This window comes from Mycobacterium paragordonae, from assembly GCF_003614435.1.
Lineage (GTDB): Bacteria > Actinomycetota > Actinomycetes > Mycobacteriales > Mycobacteriaceae > Mycobacterium > Mycobacterium paragordonae.
The window spans coordinates 88113-106261 of the sequence record NZ_CP025546.1; the positions used below are offsets into that span (position 1 = coordinate 88113).

Annotated in this window: 13 protein-coding genes; 6 read left to right on the forward strand and 7 right to left on the reverse strand. The window is 65.0% G+C overall.

Annotated features, from left to right (window positions below; translation table 11 throughout):
* Positions 1-8 precede the first annotated feature (8 nt).
* Positions 9-299: a hypothetical protein gene (locus C0J29_RS00445; RefSeq protein WP_162951362.1), complete on the reverse strand. Its 291-nt coding sequence runs from the start codon at positions 297-299 to the stop codon at positions 9-11.
* A 378-nt stretch (positions 300-677) separates the two neighbouring features.
* Between C0J29_RS00445 and C0J29_RS00455 the strand changes: the two genes are divergently transcribed.
* A complete protein-coding gene (locus C0J29_RS00455; RefSeq protein WP_162951363.1) occupies positions 678-3749 on the forward strand; it encodes a replicative DNA helicase in 3072 nt (1023 codons plus the stop codon).
* Between the two features lie 349 nt (positions 3750-4098).
* On the opposite strand, the gene C0J29_RS00460 is transcribed toward C0J29_RS00455, so the two are convergent.
* Positions 4099-4467, reverse strand: a complete 369-nt coding sequence (locus tag C0J29_RS00460; protein WP_065046053.1) for a hypothetical protein — start codon at positions 4465-4467, stop codon at positions 4099-4101.
* A 232-nt stretch (positions 4468-4699) separates the two neighbouring features.
* Entirely contained in the window at positions 4700-6454 is a 1755-nt protein-coding gene (locus C0J29_RS00465; protein ID WP_065046020.1) for a PPE family protein, read from the reverse strand.
* Positions 6455-6869: 415 nt separating this feature from the next.
* Here C0J29_RS00465 and C0J29_RS00470 point away from each other — a divergent pair, with 415 nt between their 5' ends.
* Complete coding sequence (locus C0J29_RS00470) at positions 6870-7439, forward strand: hypothetical protein (RefSeq protein WP_174814879.1); 570 nt, start codon at positions 6870-6872, stop codon at positions 7437-7439.
* Here C0J29_RS00470 and C0J29_RS00475 read toward each other — a convergent pair.
* Complete coding sequence (locus C0J29_RS00475) at positions 7376-7870, reverse strand: TspO/MBR family protein (RefSeq protein ID WP_120794449.1); 495 nt, start codon at positions 7868-7870, stop codon at positions 7376-7378. The two genes, C0J29_RS00470 and C0J29_RS00475, sit on opposite strands and share 64 nt — an antisense overlap.
* A gap of 108 nt (positions 7871-7978) precedes the next feature.
* Between C0J29_RS00475 and C0J29_RS00480 the strand changes: the two genes are divergently transcribed.
* Positions 7979-8695: a hypothetical protein gene (locus C0J29_RS00480; protein ID WP_065046018.1), complete on the forward strand. Its 717-nt coding sequence runs from the start codon at positions 7979-7981 to the stop codon at positions 8693-8695.
* 120 nt (positions 8696-8815) lie between these two features.
* On the forward strand, positions 8816-10030 hold the full coding sequence (locus C0J29_RS00485) for a cytochrome P450 (protein WP_120791186.1): 1215 nt from the start codon (positions 8816-8818) through the stop codon (positions 10028-10030).
* Positions 10031-10051: 21 nt separating this feature from the next.
* On the opposite strand, the gene C0J29_RS00490 is transcribed toward C0J29_RS00485, so the two are convergent.
* On the reverse strand, positions 10052-11086 hold the full coding sequence (locus C0J29_RS00490; protein WP_120791187.1) for a zinc-dependent alcohol dehydrogenase: 1035 nt from the start codon (positions 11084-11086) through the stop codon (positions 10052-10054).
* A gap of 96 nt (positions 11087-11182) precedes the next feature.
* On the opposite strand from C0J29_RS00490, the gene C0J29_RS00495 reads away from it, so the two are divergent.
* Complete coding sequence (locus C0J29_RS00495) at positions 11183-11959, forward strand: SDR family NAD(P)-dependent oxidoreductase (RefSeq protein WP_120794450.1); 777 nt, start codon at positions 11183-11185, stop codon at positions 11957-11959.
* Positions 11960-12226: 267 nt separating this feature from the next.
* Here C0J29_RS00495 and C0J29_RS00500 read toward each other — a convergent pair whose 3' ends face one another.
* The gene (locus C0J29_RS00500; protein WP_120794451.1) at positions 12227-13423 is read right to left on the reverse strand and encodes a cytochrome P450; all 1197 of its coding nucleotides are present in this window, start codon (positions 13421-13423) and stop codon (positions 12227-12229) included.
* Between the two features lie 184 nt (positions 13424-13607).
* Here C0J29_RS00500 and C0J29_RS00505 point away from each other — a divergent pair, with 184 nt between their 5' ends.
* Positions 13608-16862: a helix-turn-helix transcriptional regulator gene (locus tag C0J29_RS00505; RefSeq protein ID WP_120794452.1), complete on the forward strand. Its 3255-nt coding sequence runs from the start codon at positions 13608-13610 to the stop codon at positions 16860-16862.
* Here the strand turns inward: C0J29_RS00505 and C0J29_RS00510 are convergent.
* Positions 16859-17950, reverse strand: coding sequence for an SDR family oxidoreductase (locus C0J29_RS00510; protein WP_197048060.1), 1092 nt, complete (start codon positions 17948-17950; stop codon positions 16859-16861). The two genes, C0J29_RS00505 and C0J29_RS00510, sit on opposite strands and share 4 nt — an antisense overlap.
* Between the last annotated feature and the right edge of the window lie 199 nt (positions 17951-18149).

Genomic DNA, 18149 nt, shown 5'->3' on the forward strand with positions numbered 1-18149 from the left:
ATCTGCCCTCACCCGGTGTGGCCGTTACGGCCGCACCGGGTTTTCGGCTGCGCGGCATCGCTTTCGCGCGGCGGCATTCTGGCGAACGTTTCCGAAGGGGTGTCGACCGGGTCGGCGTAACCCTGCATTAACTCGGCGAAAATGTGGCTGAAAACCAACACGCCCGGCGCGATAACCTGCGCCGACACGCCGTAGAGATTCTTGTCCACATGAATTCGGCGGCGTTGTATGGCGGTCAACAGCAGTGATGGACAAAAACAGCGCAATGCTCCACAGGTACTCCACACCCCGTTCAACACAGGTGTTCAACGATATGCACACTCGATCCACAGCTTCATGAACAGGCGCTGTTGGAGTCCTGTCCAGCAACGTTTACGTTTCATCCCGACGCTTCGATCGTGGGGTGTGGCCAAGGTGGCAGGGACGGTGACGATGGGGCCCGCGAGGCGGGCCGCGGAGGAGCCGGCCGATCAGGCAGGGACGGTGACGATGGGGCCCGCGAGGCGGGCCGCGGAGGAGCCGGCCGATCAGGCAGGGACGGTGACGATGGGGCCCGCGAGGCGGGCCGCGGAGGAGCCGGCCGATCAGGCGGGGGCGGGGTGTCGGTGCTGTGACTTACGCTCTGAATATCAGTGATCGAATGTATGTTCGGTGGTTGAATCGGAGGGAGGTGGTCCGTGGCGGTCGTCGATGACATGCCTCACCCGGGGATGGATACCCCACCGCCTAGTGAGGACTACGGTCGCCAGCCTCCTCAGGATCTCGCCGCAGAGCAGTCGGTGCTCGGCGGGATGCTGCTGAGCAAGGACGCCATCGCCGACGTGCTGGAACGGGTGCGGCCCAGCGACTTCTATCGCCCGGCCCACCAGAACGTCTACGACGCCATCCTCGACCTCTACGGCCGCGGTGAGCCAGCGGACGCCGTGACAGTGGCCGCGGAATTGGACCGCCGTGGACTGCTGCGCCGCATCGGTGGCGCGCCGTATCTGCACACGCTGATCTCCACGGTGCCCACGGCCGCCAACGCCGGCTACTACGCCGGCATCGTCGCCGAGAAGGCGCTGTTGCGCCGGCTGGTCGAGGCCGGTACCCGGGTGGTGCAGTACGGCTACGCGGGCGCTGACGGCGCCGATGTGGCCGAGATCGTCGACCGTGCCCAGGCCGAGATCTATGAGGTCGCCGAGCGCCGGACCTCCGAAGATTTCGTGCCCCTCGAGGACCTGCTGCAGCCGACGATGGACGAGATCGACGCCATCGCCTCCAACGGGGGCATCTCGCGCGGCGTGCCGACCGGTTTCACCGAACTCGACGAGGTGACCAACGGGCTGCACGCGGGGCAGATGATCATCGTGGCGGCGCGCCCGGGTGTGGGGAAGGCGTTGGCGTTGAACACGCCGCTGCCCACCCCGACCGCTTGGACAACGATGGGTGACGTCGCGGTCGGCGACGAACTGCTCGATGCCGACGGTCGGCCGACGCGGGTGATTGCGGCGACCGGGATCCTGCTGGGCCGTCCGTGCTACGAGATTGAGTTCTCCGACGGCACGACAATCGTCGCCGATGCCCAGCATCTCTGGCCGACCGGTCACGGAATTCGGACCTCGGCTCAGTTGCGTAGTGGTTTGGACACCATCGCTCCGGCCGCATCCCCCGGGCACCACGTCGCGGTCCTGGCGCCGGTGCTGCAGATCGTGTCGGTCCGCCGCGTGCCGAGTGTCGCCGTGCGCTGTGTCGAGGTGGATAATTCCGCGCACCTGTATCTCGCGGGGCGCGGGATGGTGCCGACCCACAACTCCACACTGGGGTTGGACTTCATGCGCTCGTGCTCGATCAAGCACCGCATGGCCAGCGTCATCTTCTCGCTGGAAATGAGCAAGTCCGAGATCGTGATGCGGCTGCTGTCAGCGGAAGCGAAAATCAAACTGGCGGATATGCGTTCGGGTCGGATGACCGACGACGACTGGACACGCTTGGCGAGGCGGATGAGCGAGATCAGCGAGGCGCCGCTGTACATCGACGACTCGCCGAACCTCACCATGATGGAAATCCGCGCGAAGGCGCGCCGGCTGCGGCAGAAGGCCAACCTGAAGCTGGTGGTCGTCGACTACCTGCAGCTAATGACATCCGGCAAGAAGGTTGAGTCGCGACAGATCGAGGTGTCTGAATTTTCAAGACATCTCAAGCTTTTGGCGAAGGAACTCGAGGTTCCCGTCGTTGCGATCAGCCAGCTGAACCGTGGTCCGGAGCAGCGCACTGACAAGAAGCCGATGCTGTCTGACCTCCGCGAATCGGGATGCCTGACCGCCGCGACCCGCATTTTGCGGGCCGACACCGGCGCCGAGGTCACCTTCGGTGAGTTGATGCGTACCGGAGAGCGCCCTCTGGTTTGGACGCTGAACGAGCGGCTGCGGCTGGTCGCCCGGCCGATGACGAACGTCTTCCCGAGCGGGCACAAGGAAGTGTTCCGGCTGCGGCTTGCTTCCGGGCGCGAGATCGAGGCCACCGGCAACCATCCCTTCATGAAGCTTGAGGGATGGACGCCATTAGAGCAGTTGAACATTGGAGACCGCATCGCAGCGCCGCGACGGGTGCCCGAGCCCGTTGACACACAGCGGATGGATGACTCGGAAGTGATGCTGCTCGCCCACATGATTGGCGACGGATCGTGCGTCAAGCGTCAGCCGATCCGATACGCGTCAATCGACGAGGCCAACCTTGCCGCGGTCACAGTGGCGGCCGCGCACTTCGGCGTTCGAGCTGTCCGCGACGAATATGCGGCAGCGCGGGTAACTACCTTGCGGTTGCCGGCGCCGGAGCGCTTGACGCACGGCCGACGCAATCCGATCGCGGCCTGGTTGGACGGGTTGGGTCTGTTCGGAAAGCGCAGTTACGAGAAGTTTGTGCCGGAAGCGGTATTTCGTGCTCCGAACGACCAGGTGGCGTTGTTCCTACGGCACCTATGGGCGACGGACGGGTCGGTGCGGTGGGATGCCAAGGCGGGCCAGGGGCGTATCTACTACGCCTCGACGAGTCGTCGTCTTATCGATGATGTTGCCCAATTGCTACTGCGGATGGGTGTTTTCGCGCGCATCAAGCTGGCGAAGAAACTCGGCTACCGGGACTCGTGGCACCTGTACATCTACGGCGCGGAGAATCAGGTCCGTTTCCTTCGTCACGTCGGCGTGCATGGCGTGAAATCGATCGCCGTGCAGGAGGTGCTGTCTCATCTGGAGGAGATGGTTCGTAACCCGAATCAAGACACGGTGCCGCTCGCGGTGTGGGATCAAGTTCGAAAGACTCTGTCAGCCAAACAGATGACGCACCGGCAGTTCGCAGCGGCAATGGGCACGCAATTCTGCGGGTCGACGATGTGGAAGCATTCGCCGAGCCGGTCGCGATTGCACCGTGCGGCGACACTGTTGGAGGACAACGAAATTCACGCACTGGCGACCAGTGATGTCTACTGGGACACCGTGGTTGAGATTTCCAGCATCGGCGAGCATGACGTCTACGACGGCACCGTAGATGGCACGCACAACTTTATTGCGGATGGCATCAGTGTTCATAACTCGCTGGAGCAAGATGCGGACATGGTCATCCTGCTGAACCGTCCCGACGCTTTCGAACGCGATGATCCCCGCGGCGGAGAAGCGGATTTCATCCTCGCCAAGCACCGTAACGGTCCGACGAAGACGGTGACCGTTGCACACCAGTTGCATTTGTCGCGGTTCGCGAATATGGCGAGGTGACGGCCGCGCCGGTGTAGGTTCCCAGGTTTGATTTCATAATCCCAGGGTCGGCTGCGCAGCAATTGCTTGTGAAACGAAATTGGGACAATCGGTTGCGTTCCGGCGCCTTGGTGTGGCCGTTGACAGTCAAGGAGTTCTGCGCGCTGTGTCGATGAGCCCTACACAAACCGTGTTCGCCTTGCAGCATGATTGCTCTGCCTCGTAGCGCTCCTTCTCCCGGCCGGACAGGTGCACTGTCGGCCCGGGTGGCTACCTGATATGGAGCTTTTGAGCGCAAAGGCTACTCGGAAGTACCCGGACACCATCGGAGCAACGAGCAGCTCCAGGCGGCCCCCTGCGGCGGGCGCGACTACGCCTGACCCAAACTCGGCCGGTAATCAGCCGCCTCGGCCTCGGCAGAAAGCAATGCACCCAGCTCACCCTCCTGCTGGGCAACAAACACACCGATCACCTGCCGGCATACCTCCGGCACGCTGACCCCACGCATATCCGCAATGCGCTTCAGCCCGAACAGCATTGACGTGGACACGTGAAACTGCACAGCGAACTGACCGCACGAACCATCCTCAGGCGGCAACCCCGGACCCACCACCACAGGTTCATCCAAGCCGTACTCGCTCACCTCAGCACGCCGAGCTCGCTCAACAACCCCACCATTAGCGCCGCCACCACCGTCGTCGGCTGGGTTCCGGAACTCCTCGTGACTGAACAAACTCATTCCGCCCACGCTAGACCTCGCAGAATTCCCAGGCCGCCAACTAAGCGACCTCGTTCGCGAGAGACCTAGGCAAGGGAAGCGCGCCGGAGTCGCAGAGAGGTTGCGGTCGGGGCTCAGTCCGGCTGGAAGGGACTTTTGACCCACCCAGCGACGACGCCGAGGCGGCTGGGCCGGGTGCACGGCGAGGAAGCCGAAAGGTCGGTCGACGTCCACGCTGGGCGCCTGTCCGTGGTCAGCTCGGGCGGATGGCCAGCTTGCTCAGACTGAACATGAACGAATTGCCGATGCCGGAATTGAAAAGACCCGAGTTGAAGCCGCTGAACCAGCCCGCCGGGAAGCCGCCGATGGCACCGGTGAGTCCCGTGTTGAAGAAGCCCGAGCTGACCCCGTTGATGATCCCACCCCCGCTGGCCGTGTTGAAGAATCCCGACATGCTCCCGCTCTCGAACCAGGAGTTCGGGTCGGCACTGTTGCCGAAACCCGAGGCTCCGCCGCGAGCGTTGTTGCCGAACCCCGAGTTGCCCGTCGCGCCGACGGCCACCGATCCCTGATCGATGGCGCTGCCGAAACCGGTGTTCAAGGTGCCGGCATTCCACGCGCCGGTATTGGAGTGACCGGAATTGCCCCAGCCGGTGTTGGTCTCGCCTGAATTGAGGAACCCGGTGTTGACGTTGTTCCCATTGAGGGCGCCGGTGTTAATCGACCCGCCGTTACCGAAGCCGGTGTTCAACAGCCCTGAGTTCCAGAAGCCGGCGTTGCCGGCGCCCGCGTTACCCACGCCAAGATTGCCCGTGCCAGAGTTCCCGACCCCAAAGCTGTTGAGCTGTCCGGGAAATACGGTGTTTGTGCCGGAGCTGAACATGCCGATGTTGCCGTCGCCGGAGTTGAAGAAGCCGACGTTGTTGTGGCCGGAATTGCCGAAGCCGATGTTGCCGTTGCCGGAGTTGAGCAGCCCTGCCAAGTTGATGCCCACCTGGTTGTCGCCGGTGAGCCCGATGCCAATGTTGTTGGTACCGGTGTTGCCGAACCCGAAGTTTCCGCTGCCGGAGTTCCCGGCTCCGACATTTCCGTTGCCGGTGTTCCCGCCGCCCACGTTTCCCTCACCGCTGTTGCCCAGGCCGACGTTGCCGTTACCGGTGTTGCCCATGCCGATGTTGTTGTTGCCTCGGCCCGCGTGGAAGGTGTACAGGTCTGGATTGTTCAAATTCGCCGGGCCGCCATTACCGAAACCGATGTTCCCGTTTCCGTTGTTACCTAGGCCCACATTGCCGTTGCCGACGTTGCCGGCGCCGAGGTTGCTGTTGCCCTGATTGCCACCACCGACGTTGTTGTAACCCAACTGCGCGGACACGAGCGAGCTGTTTCCATCGCCGCTGTTGCCCATTCCGATGTTGCCCGAACCGGTGTTGCCGCTGCCGATGTTGCCGTTGCCCTTGTTCCCGACGCCCAAGTTGGGCAGGTTCTGCACGAACTGGGCCAGAGCGCTCGGCAGTTGCTCTGCCGCAGCCACCGCTCCGGCGTGGTAGCTGAGCATTGCCTCGACGTCGGTAGCCCACATCGCTTCGTACTGTGCCTCGGCGGCCATGATCGTCGGCGTGAGGAGCCCAAACCAATTTGATCGAACCAGCTGCCCAAATGCTCTGCGGTTGGCCAAGATTGCAAGTGGAGGCACTATCGCCGCCCGCGCGGAATCGAACGCGCTGCCCACCATCTCTGCCGCCCGGGAGGCACCCGCAGCGTGGCTTGCGGCCTGACTCAAGTAGGCGGTATACGGAGCGGCGGCATTCACCATCGCCGTCGCGGCCGGACCCGCCCACGCCTCACCCGTCACGCCGGAGATCACCGACGAAAAGACCCCAGCCGTCTCCTCCAACGCCTCGGCCAGGGAGGCATACGCCGTACTCGCTTGTGCCATCGGCGCCGATCCCGGACCCGACAACAGCAGAGCGGAGATGGTTTCCGGTGCGGCTGTGAGAAAACTTGTCATGGTAGGACCCCCATCAATGCCAGCTGCACCCGTCCACAGAGGTGCCGCAATGGATTTTGTCAACACGATGCGACTGTGACCCTGAGTCTTCGGCTCGGTGCTCAACTCGGATTGAGTACCGGAGTACTCGACTTTTAGTCCCCGCTTCGTAGCCTGGACGGGCACACCCCGGCCCTCCGAGACACCGGCCTCGGACTTATCGCATGTCTCGTACCGCGCAGTCGTAGCCAGCGAAGGGTCAAGCGGCTCGACCCCGGCCGGCAACGGATCCAAGGCGACGAGGCAGCGGCGCGCCTCGCGCCATCTTGGGCGATAGCCCTACGTCCACCACAAGCCGCTCCGACTTGTCAGGGCGCGGGTTTAAGCTACGGGCCTGTTTTGAGGCCGGGTTTCGGGGTTCGGGGGAGGGGTAGTGGTGGCAGCCAAGGAGTTTCGGGATGACGACGACAACTACCTGGACTGGCTTGCTTGCCACCGCGATCCTCTCCGCGCAGCAATCCTCCGCTCCGCCGATATCGTGCGCCGTGCGGTCAAAGCCAGTGGTGGCCTTGGGGAGCCGTGGTGCGTCGACGGGGACGGTGCGATACGGGTCGGCAACTTGATGCTCGTGATCGAAATGGACGACCTCGGCTGGATGGTGATGGCGTACACGATCGACGGCGCCGAGGCGGACTTTTGCTCAGTAGTCGCTGCGGAAAGCGGCAGCCCTGTGCGGGTGCTCATCGATTGGCTGCGAGCCGCGGCAGGCACGATGAGTTGGAAGCGGATCGAGCCGGGCGTGTACGGCTCCGGCCTGTATGTCGTCGGCAGGCTTGATACCGGGGAATGGTTCGCAGAAGGTCCCGGCGTTGACCAGTGCTTCGACAATAAGAACGACGCTCAGGCTGCGTGCGCGGCGGCCCGCAGTCACGGCACGACTGGTCAGTTATTGAGTTGCCACACAGCGAAATTCAGGAAGAGGGCGAACGTAGTCCAGAGAAGGTAAGGCACCAACAGCCATCCGGCGACGGCGCTGCGGCGAAAGAACAGCACCACAGTAGTCACCAATAAGACCCACAGAATGGTGATGTCGATCAATGCCACGCCGCGCCAGCCGAGCCCGAAAAACAAGGGGGTCCAGGCGGCGTTGAGGACCAGCTGTGCGCAGTACGCGCTTAAAGCAACGCGGGTCGCGCTGACAGGTCCACTGCGCCACACCAACCAGGCCGCCACGGCCATCAGCGCGTAGAGGGTGGTCCATACCGGCCCGAACAACCAGGAAGGGGGTGCCCAGGAGGGTTGCCGCAGCCGGCCGTACTGTTCGGCGCTGTTGGCGGCGGTCAGCCCACCCACCGCGGAGGTAAGTACCACCGCGAGCAAGGACAGGCCGAGTGCGACGACGTTCCTGGCGCCCCCGCGGTTGGCGACGTCTACCATGCCGACCACGGTAGCGACTGCGTTCGGCCACCGAAGGCCGGGTGATGGAACACCGATCCCTTTGCCGGGATTGCCCACGAAGACGACATCGCGCCATACACTTTCCGCGTGAACATCACCAAGCTCATCGCCGACGTAGCTGCAGCGCCCGTCCGGGCCGGCGTCGCGGTGGCCGACGCCGGACTCGCCGCAGCGGCCATGGCGCTCGGGAGTGTGAAAGAGGCCCTGGGTGAGGATGCCCCGAAGACGGTTGACCCGATCACCGATCTCTTTCCGCTGCGCGGCGCGCTCGTCGGCGCCAATCGAGTGGCCGAATTGACCGAAAACGACCGGGCGATGGGGCGCGCCCTGGTCCGCGGCGGTCCGGCCGACAAGCTGATGCGGGAAGGTGGGGTCGTCGACCTGTTGACGGCGCCCGGCGGCTTACTTGACCGGATCACCGTCGAAGGCAGCGCGCTGGAGCGGATCCTCGAGCCCGGGGGGCTCGCGGATCGACTGCTCGCCAAGGACGGACCGCTGGAGCGGATGTTCGCCGAGGACGGCATCGTCGAGCGCCTGTTTGCCGAGGAAGGCATCATCGACACGCTGCTGGCCAAGAATGGACCCCTTGAACAGTTCGCCGAGACCGCGGAGATCTTGAGTCGGTTGTCGCCCGCCGTGGAGCGGTTGACACCCACCGCCGACACGCTCGAGGCGGCGGTCGACACGATGAACAGGATGGTCAGCTCGCTGAGCGGCATCTCAGAGCGCCTTCCGCGGCGGCGGGCGACGCGGACGGCTGTGCGTGCGAAGCGGACCGTGGACCAGGAGGCCATCGAACAGTGAGCCGTGGGTTGAGGGCGCCTCTCCCCGGACTCGGCCGCTGACTCACCATCCGATCCGTCATCGGAGCCAATGTTGCGCAAGGGTCGGACGTCCGGCTCCGTAGTTGCTACCGTCCACGCCATGACCGCCAGCATCGACCCCGTCGACTTTTTCGGCGACGCGGCAATCCAGGATCCGTACCCCCTGTACGCCCGATTGCGGAACGACGGTGGAGTCCATCGCGTCGGCGATTCGGATTTCTACCTGGTCAGTAGTTGGCCCGCGATCACCGACGTGGTGAACCGGCCCGATGTCTTCTCCTCGAATTTGACCGCCACGATGACTTTTCGCCCGGACGATGGCGTTGTCCCTTTCCCGATGGACGGCGTCGGCGGGCGCACCCACATCCTGGTCACCGCCGACGACCCTGTACACGCCGCGCACCGCAAGTTGATGTTGGGGCAGTTCACGGCGAAGCGAGTGCAGTCGCTGCAGCCGCTGATCGCGGACATTTTCGAAACCCTCTGGGCCGCAGAGGCCGATGACGGTGCCGTCGAGTGGATGGACGCCATCGCGAACCGGTTGCCGATGATGGTTGTCGCCGACCTGATCGGCGTTCCCGAAGCCGACGCCGACCAACTGGCGCGATGGGGTTGTGCGAGCACCCAGCTTCTCGACGGCTTGATGTCGACCGACGAGCTGGCGGCGTCCATGTCCGCCATCAGCGAGCTCAGCAACTACATCGCAACGCGTCAGCAGGTCGCCGCGACCAACCCGGGTGACGACTTGATGGGCGTGCTGGCCAGGGCTTGCGCCGCAGGCAACCTCGACACATTCACCGCACTGCTGATCCTGGTCTCGTTGTTCAGTGCCGGCGGCGAGTCGACGGCATCGTTGTTGGGCACCGCAATGGCGATCCTGGCGACCGACGCCGACCTGCAGAAGGAGCTCCGCGACCAGCCGGATCTGCTCGGGGTGTTCATCGAGGAGACGCTGCGGCTCGAGCCACCGTTCCGGGCGCACTATCGCCACGTGCTGGCCGACACCGAGCTTGCGGGCACCGCACTGCCCAAGGATTCCCGGGTGCTGCTGCTGTGGGGTGCCGCCAACCGTGACCCCGACCATTTCGAGAACCCCGACGACTTCCGGTTGGATCGTCGAATCAGCAAGGGGCACATGAGTTTCGGCAAAGGTATTCACTTCTGCCTGGGCGCGCCGCTGGCCCGGCTGGAAGCGGTCACCGTACTGCGGATGCTCTTGGAGCGCACCGAATGGATCGATGCCGCCGAGGTTGGTCCGTGGTTGCCCAGTGTGCTCGCACGCCGTCGCGAGTACCTGCATCTGACCTACAAGTAAGGGCCGGCCAGCCCCCTCGCGTCAGGAAACGGTCACCATGACCTTGCCGCATTCGCGGCTCTCGGTGAGCAGTTGCAGTGCCGCGTCGACGCTGCCCAGCGGGAATCGGTGCGTGATCAGAGCCGAGAGATCCCGGCGGGCCAGCAGGTCGACGGCGTCACCGAACCGGGTCGGGTACTCCATTGAGCCTCGAATCGTCAGCTCTTTCATCAGGACGCTGAGGAAATTGACCGGCACCGGAGCGTAGTGCAGTGCCACGACGCTTATTCGCGCGCCGGGTCCCGCTCGGTCGATGAGTTCGGTCAGCACCGCATCCGACCCGGTTGCCTCGATGAAGGCGTCCGTCGCCGGGGCGTGTCCGTAGGCCAGTGACCGGGTGCCGTGCAAGCGCCGCAGCTCCCGCCAGACCTTGGTGTCGGTGGGATCGATCGACGCCGACGCACCGAGGGTCTCGGCGAGGCGTCGGCGCTCCGCCGACGGGTCCACTCCGACGATGCCGCTCACGCCGCGGTCGGCCAGCGCCGCAATAGCAGCCAAACCGATTGGGCCGCAACCGAACACCGCAACATGGTCGCCCGGAGCGACGTCAGCCTGCTCGGCGGCGTGCATCCCTACCGCGACCGGTTCGGCGAGCGCAGCAACGTCCATCGGCATGCCGTCGGGAATCGGGAAGAGTCGCTCCCCGGCGGCGGCATCTCGTACCAGCACCACATCGGCCAGCCCGCCGGACGCGCTGCCGCCACCGATCCGTCCCGACACATCGTTGCCGGGATGGACGACGACCCGCTGTCCGGGCGCCACGCCGGTGACCTCGGCGCCAACCTCGCGCACTACGCCGGAGAACTCGTGCCCGAGCGGCATCGGCTCGCCGCCCGGTCCGGCGAGTCCGCCGAGGCGGATATAACCGAGGTCGCTGCCGCAGATTCCGCAGGCGTGCACGTCCACCAGGGCGTCCCGCGGCCCGCACGGCGGCGTCTCCACGCGATCCAGCGACACCGTCCCCGGCGAGTGGATGCGAACCTGCTGGATGTCGGGACTCGATGGCACAGGGCTCATGTGCCCGGGAGATTATGCGCAACGGGTGCCCGGGGCAAGCCTCGAATGAAGATCAGGCACCGGGCCGCTCTCCGCACGTGACGTAACGTGCTCAGCGTGGATATCAACGGAGCTAGCGCAATCGTCACCGGTGGAGCCTCGGGCATTGGAGCCGCGACCGCCCGCCAACTCGCCGCCAAGGGCGCCCGGGTCGTCGTCGCCGACCTGCAGGCAGAACGCGGACAGGAACTCGCACACGAGATCGGCGGGGTGTTCGTCAGTGTGGACGTGACGAACACCGAGCAGATCGAGGACGCGGTCAACACCGCCGCCGACCTCGGCCCGCTGCGGGCACTGGTGAACTCGGCCGGCGTCGGCTGGGCACAGCGCACCATCGGCAAAGACGGTGAATTCGCCTCTGCGCACAATCTGGACGCCTACAAGAAGGTGCTCGCGATCAACCTGGTCGGCACCTTCGACTGCATCCGATTGGCCGCCACGGCGATGAGCCGCAACGAGCCGACCGAGAGCGGCGAGCGCGGTGCGATCGTGAACATGACCAGCGTCGCCGCCTTCGACGGTCAGATCGGTCAGGCGGCCTACTCGTCCTCCAAGGGCGGCGTGGTCGGGTTGACCCTGCCGGTGGCACGCGACCTGTCCGCGGTCGGTATTCGCGTCAACACCGTCGCGCCCGGCCTCATCGACACCCCGATCTACGGCGAAGGCGAACACTCCGAGGCCTTCAAAGCGAAACTGGGCGAGTCGGTGCTCTTTCCGCACCGGCTGGGCAAGCCCGACGAATTGGCCTCGATGGTTATTGAATTGATCACCAACTCGTACATGAACGCCGAGGTCGTCCGCGTCGACGGCGGCATCAGGATGCCACCGAAGTAGACCCGACCGTCCGCTTGGCGTGAGTGCGCGCGTGTTGCCGGTGACACGCCGCTGTGGGTGGCGGTTTGGGGTCGCTCGCGCGTAGTGAGGTCGGCCGCTTGGCGTGAGTGCGCGCGTGTTGCCGGTAACACGCCGTCGTGGGTGGCAGTTTGGGGTCGCTCGCGCGTAGTGAGGTCGGCCGCTTGGCGTGAGTGCGCGCGTGTTGCCGGTGACACGCCGCTGTGGGTGGCGGTTTGGGGTCGCTCGCGCTCCGAACGGCCGCCGTTCCTACCGCTCAAATTCCACCAAAAGCGTTGTGGGTCCCGATATTCCGACCATCGGCTTCCATGGCGCGGCACCAACACGGCGCGGCCGCCGGATGCGGCTGGTGATCACCCGCAGCGCCTCGACGAGCTCGATCCGTGCCAGGTGCGCCCCGAGGCAGTAGTGGACGCCGCCGCCGAACGTGAGGATCGGCGGCGGCGCGTTGCGGGTGATGTCGAGGCGGTCAGGATCGTCGTAGACGGCGGGGTCGCGATTGGCCGAAGCCGTGTTGGCCATGACGCACGTACCGGCCGGGATGAGAAAGCCGTCGAGTTCGACGTCCTGGGTGGCGACGCGGACGGTGGTGAGGGCGATCGGGGTGTGCCGGATGAGTTCCTCGACGGCTTGCGGTGCCAGCTCCGGGTTGTCGGCCAGTAACGACCATTGGTCCGGATGGTCCGCCAGCACGTGCACGGCCGCGGCCAACTGATTGCGGGTGGTGTCGGTGCCGGCGTTCAGCAGAATCACGACCAGGTTGACCAGTTCGTCGTGCGTCAGGTGTTCGCCGTCGTCCTCGACGCGGATCAGTTCAGAGATCAGGTCGTCGGTCAGGCACTGTCGCCGTGCGGCGATCAGGCCCTCGACGTAGGACTCGAGTTGTTCCCAGGCCCGCAGAATCGCCGGCGCCTCCTCGGCGACGTTGACGCCGAAGGCCTTGCTGACGTCGTCAGCCCAGCGGGAGAACAGGTGCCAGTCGGCGCGCGGTGCACCGAGAAGAGCGCAGATGATCGGCACCGGGAAGGGGCGGGCCAGGTCCGCGACGACGTCGCAGCGGCCGGCCGGGCAGGCATCGACGAGTTCGGTCATGACCTCGACGCACGCCGCGCGCATGCGTTCCGCCGCGCGGGGAGTGAAGGCACGTGACACCAGTCGGCGCAACCGGTGGTGTTCAGCGCCGTCGAGGCTGATCAGAAGTTTCGTCACCCGGTCCCATACCGGTCCGGACGTGATGCCCTGCACTACGAGGCCGGCGCCCTGCGGCATGGCGAAGCGGGTGTCGCGCAAGACGGTGCGTACCAGGTCATAGCTGAGAACCTCGGGGCCGTAGGGGCTCATTGCGATCGGTGACTGCTGCCGCGCCGCTCGAAGGATGCGGTGAGCTGTCTCGGGGTCCGGAGCATCGTCGTAGGAGATCGCCGGTATTTCAAGGTCAATGGTCATGGCGTCGACTTTCGACGGGAGTCGCTCACCGGGCATCGGCCGAGATGCCGAAATTCGTCACGCGAACAGACGCGTACATGTCGATACCGGAGCGGCAATCGTATTAGCCAATTGGCGGATGTTTTGTGCCACCCGGCCGAGCACGCTGGCTACCATGAGCGAAATCGACTGGAGCGACGTGGGCATGAGCGAGCTGCCAACCGGAACGGTGACGTTGCTACTGGCTGACGTCGAAAGCTCAACACAACTCTGGGAGACCGAGCCGGACGCAATGGTCGCGGCGATCGCCCGCTTGGACCGGGCGGTATCCGACGCGGTGGCCGCTCACGACGGGGTCCGGCCGGTCGAGCAGGGTGAGGGCGACAGCTTCGTCATCGCATTCGCCCGCGCGTCGGATGCGGTGGCTTGCGCTGTCGAGCTGCAGCGGGCGCCGCTGGCGCCGATCAAGCTGCGCATCGGCATCCACACCGGCGAGGTGCGACTGCGCGACGAAGGTAACTACGTCGGCCCGGCGATCAACCGCACCGCGCGGCTGCGCGACCTGGGTCATGGTGGACAGACCGTATTGTCGGCCACGACCAGCGAATTGGTCGTCGACCAACTCCCGGCCGAGGCATGGTTGACCGATCTCGGCAGCCATCTGTTGCGGGGTCTGCCGCGGCCCGAACGGGTGGTGCAGCTGTCTCATCCCGACCTGCGCAATGACTTTCCGCCGCTACGGACCCAAGGCCCGAGCCGCACCCACAACTTGCCGCCGCAGCTGACGAGTTTCATTGGGCGCCAAACGGAAACAGCGAACCTCCGGGAAGCCTTGGCTGCCGCGCGATTGGTCACGCTGACCGGAGCCGGGGGTGTGGGCAAGACACGGCTCGCTGTGCACGTTGCCGCTGAAATCGCCACCGAGTTCTCAGATGGCGTGTTCTACGTCGATCTGGCACCGATCACCCACCCTGATGTCGTCGCGGTGACGGCGGCACGCGCACTCGGATTACCGGATCAACCGGGACGCTCCACGACGGACACCCTGTTGCGCTTCATCGGTGGCCGACAGCTGTTGATCGTGCTGGACAACTGCGAGCACCTACTCGACGCGACTGCTCGTTTGGTCACCGAGATGGTGTCCAGGGCAGCAGGACTCACCGTCCTGGCCACAAGTCGCGAGCCGTTGGGCGTGACGGGTGAGGCGACTTGGCAGGTGCCGTCTTTAGGTCTCACCGACGATGCCATCGCGTTGTTCACCGACCGCGCGAAGTTGGCGAAGGCCGGCTTCACCGTCACCCACGAGCACACAGCCGTGGTGGCCGAGATCTGCGCTCGCTTGGACGGCATGCCCTTGGCGATCGAACTGGCAGCGGCTCGGGTGCGGACACTGACGGTCACGGAAATCGTTGACGGGCTTCATGACCGGTTCCGCCTGCTGACCGGTGGTTCCCGTACGGCCGTGCGTCGTCAGCAGACTTTGCGTGCGTCGGTGGAGTGGTCACACGCACTGCTGACCGAAACTGAACGCGTCCTATTCCGAAGGTTGGCAGTGTTTCTCGGCGGGTTCGACTTGGACGCGGCCTTGGCGGTCGCGAGCGGCGATGCCATTGAGCGACACCAGATCATGGATCAGCTCACCCTGCTCGTAGAGAAGTCGCTCGTCGTGGCCGAAAACTCCGGCGGCCGGACGCGTTACCGGTTTCTGGAGACCGTCCGTCAGTACGCACTCGAGAAGCTCAGTGAATCCGGAGAGGGCGACGAAACCCGCTCTCGCCATCGCGATCACTACACGGCGCTGGCCGTACTCCTGGATGCTCCCGGACGCACCGACTACGAGCAGCGGATAAAACAGGCCGAGATCGAAATGGATAATCTCCGAGCCGCATTCGGGTGGAGCTTGGAGAACGCAAACCAAGAACAGGCTCTGGAACTCGCATCATCGCTGGAACCGCTGTGGCGTACCCAGGGCCGCATCCTGGAAGGGTGCGCCTGGTTCGACGCGGCACTCGGTGACGACGCGGGCCAGCGCCAGGTCGAGTCCCGGACACTCGCCCGTGCCCTCGCCGACAAGGCCGTACTCACAACCTTTCTGGCCGACAGTACGGCGCCAGCCCAACAGGCCCTGGCGATCGCTCGCGAAGTCGACGAGCCGACTCTGCTGGCGCGCGTCCTGGCGGCGTGCGGCACGGTCGCGGGCTACCTCTACGACGCCGAGTCGGCCGCAGGCTATTACGCCGAAGCGGCGGAATTCGCCCGCGCGACAGGCGATCTGTGGAGATTGAGCCACATCCTCGCGCAGCAGTCGAATAGCGCAGTCCTGCTGGGCGACCCAGGCGGAATACACGCGGTCGCCGAAGAAGGTCGTGATCTAGCCGACGCAATCGGCGATCCTTTCGGTGCTCGGCAGTGTCGCATGAGTCTGGCGTTCGCACATCTCATGCGAGGTGATGTGGCCGGCGCAGTGGAGCAGTTCACTGCCGCGGCGGCCCGCTGCGAAGTGGCGCACGATGAGTTCTTGAGAAGTACCGGTCTCATGGGTCTTGGTATTGCCCACGCGCACCTGGGCGAATTGAGCGCAGCACGCGCAGCGGCGGAGGTGGCGCTTGAGGCCGTCGCAGACCACAGCGAATACTTTCTCGGTTTGGGGCATGTGGCGGCCGCACAGGCGGCGTTGGCGGGTGGTGATGTGGCGGCAGCGCAGCTGGCGAGCGATGCGGCCTCTCGGTGCCTCAGTGTTGCGCAGCCAAAGCTGGCGGTGGCGCAACGCGGCTTCAACGCCATCGAGGCGGCTCTGGCCCTGGGTGACCTCACGGCCGCCCGCTTATGGGCCGATGAGGCTGTCGCCGTAGCGACAGGCTGGCACCGGGTGGCGGCACTACTGGCCCGCGCCCGACTGGCAAACGCACAAGGGCTGCGAGACCAAGCGGAGCGCGACGCCCACGATGCGCTCACCTGCGCAGCGAGCAGCGGAGTTCACCTACACCTGCCAGATATCCTTGACGTGCTGGCCGGTCTGAGCGTGAACGTCGAGAACTCCCGAGCGGCAAGGCTTTTCGGTGCGGCTGACTCCCGCCGCCAGCGTACCGGCCAGGTGCGATACAAGGTTCATCAGGCGGAGTGCGAGGCGTCGACCACCGAACTCCGAGAGGTGATGGGCCAGAACGACTTCGACGCAGCATGGGCAGAAGGCGCGGCACTCAGCACCGAAGAAGCGATCAGCTACGCGCAGCGTGGTCGCGGTGAGCGCAGACGCGCGTCCAGCGGCTGGGAGTCGTTGACGCCGGCCGAACTCGACGTTGTCCGACTGGTTACCGAGGGCCTGGGCAATAAGGACATCGCTGCCCGCCTCTTCGTCTCACCGCGAACGGTGCAGGCACACCTCACGCACGTCTACACCAAACTCGGGATCACCTCGCGCTTCCAGCTCATTCAGGAAGCGGCCGCGCACGCCGACTAGATCTTGGATAGCCCTGGAATGCGTTGCACCAGGCCGTCGTCGAGCATCTGCTGGAAGTGATCGGCGATGGTCTGTTCGACCGGCCGGTACGTCAGCCCGAGTTCCTTCTGGCTGCGGGTGTTGTCGAATGCCAAGGGGTAGCCGACATTACGGTCGACGAACTTTCTGGTGAGTCCGACGACCGGAGCGATGGCCTTGAAGACCACCTTGGGTGCCGTCGTCCTCGGAAACGCATAGAACGGGCCGAACTTTCGGCGCAGCACCTTGCCGATCTCCAGAAAGGTCAGGGTGTCGGCGTTGGCGATGTACCGTCCATGTGCCTCGGGAGTGAAGCCGGCGCGCAGGTGGGCTTCGGCGACGTCGCGGACATCGACTACGCCCGAGGCCATGTCCGGGGCCCCGGCCAGCATCGTGCCGTCGTAGAACTGCTTCATCGTGCTCAGGCTGGCCGAGTCGCTGGCACTGGTCAGCGACGGGCCGAGTACCAGTCCGGGATGAATCGTGACCATGTCCCAGCGGTCCTGTGCCTCCTGGTATCGCCAGGCCTCCCGCTCGGCCACCGTCTTGGAATAGGGGTATGGCTGGTGGTCGGCACTGCTGGTGGTGTTCCAGTTCTCCTCGGTGAAAACACCGTTGGGGACATCCAGGGACTCGCGGGCGTCGCCGTAGATCGCGACCACACTGCTGGTCAGCACCACTCGCTTGACGCTGTCGGTGCGGTTGACGGAGTCCAATACGTTGCGGGTGCCCTCCAGCGCCGGACGGACCAGTGCCTCTTCGGCATCCTTGAAGCCGGAGATCAGGAACGGCGACGCGGTGTGCATGACGAGCTCGCACCCCTGCATCGCCTCGTCGAAGCTACCGGTCTCGAGGAGGTCGGCTTTGAACAGCTTCAGTCGGCCGGGATGGTCGTCGGAGAGCTTGTGCAGGTGCTCGAGTCCGGATGCCTTGTTCGGGTTGCGCACCGTGCCGTGGACGGTATGCCCGGCTTCGAGCACCGTGCGCACGATCCAGCTGCCGATGTAGCCGCTGGCGCCGGTGACGAGCACGGGGGCGGCAGGGTCGATCGTGGTCGAGGATCGGCTCATGGAGGGTGGTTCCTCTCTCGCGGGTCGCATTGAACATGCTGCTGTTCGGACCCTAGCGCGATGGGCGTCGAGGACCTAGCGGCCATCGCCCGGCGAGCGGTAGGCGAACCACCGAAATCGTCGAGTTGCATTGGCCGCGAGAGATTTCCGGACATGTCAGTGGGTGCGTGAATGCTGGTGGGCAACTACCGGAGAAAGG

Excerpts from the sequence above, each read along its gene's own strand:
- C0J29_RS00460 (WP_065046053.1), bottom strand. The coding sequence starts at position 4,467 with ATGAGTTTGTTCAGTCACGAGGAGTTCCGGAACCCAGCCGACGACGGT.
- C0J29_RS00465 (WP_065046020.1), bottom strand. The coding sequence starts at position 6,454 with ATGACAAGTTTTCTCACAGCCGCACCGGAAACCATCTCCGCTCTGCTG.
- C0J29_RS00475 (WP_120794449.1), bottom strand. The coding sequence starts at position 7,870 with ATGGTAGACGTCGCCAACCGCGGGGGCGCCAGGAACGTCGTCGCACTC.
- C0J29_RS00485 (WP_120791186.1), top strand. The coding sequence starts at position 8,816 with ATGACCGCCAGCATCGACCCCGTCGACTTTTTCGGCGACGCGGCAATC.
- C0J29_RS00490 (WP_120791187.1), bottom strand. The coding sequence starts at position 11,086 with ATGAGCCCTGTGCCATCGAGTCCCGACATCCAGCAGGTTCGCATCCAC.
- C0J29_RS00500 (WP_120794451.1), bottom strand. The coding sequence starts at position 13,423 with ATGACCATTGACCTTGAAATACCGGCGATCTCCTACGACGATGCTCCG.
- C0J29_RS00505 (WP_120794452.1), top strand. The coding sequence starts at position 13,608 with ATGAGCGAGCTGCCAACCGGAACGGTGACGTTGCTACTGGCTGACGTC.
- C0J29_RS00510 (WP_197048060.1), bottom strand. The coding sequence starts at position 17,950 with ATGAGCCGATCCTCGACCACGATCGACCCTGCCGCCCCCGTGCTCGTC.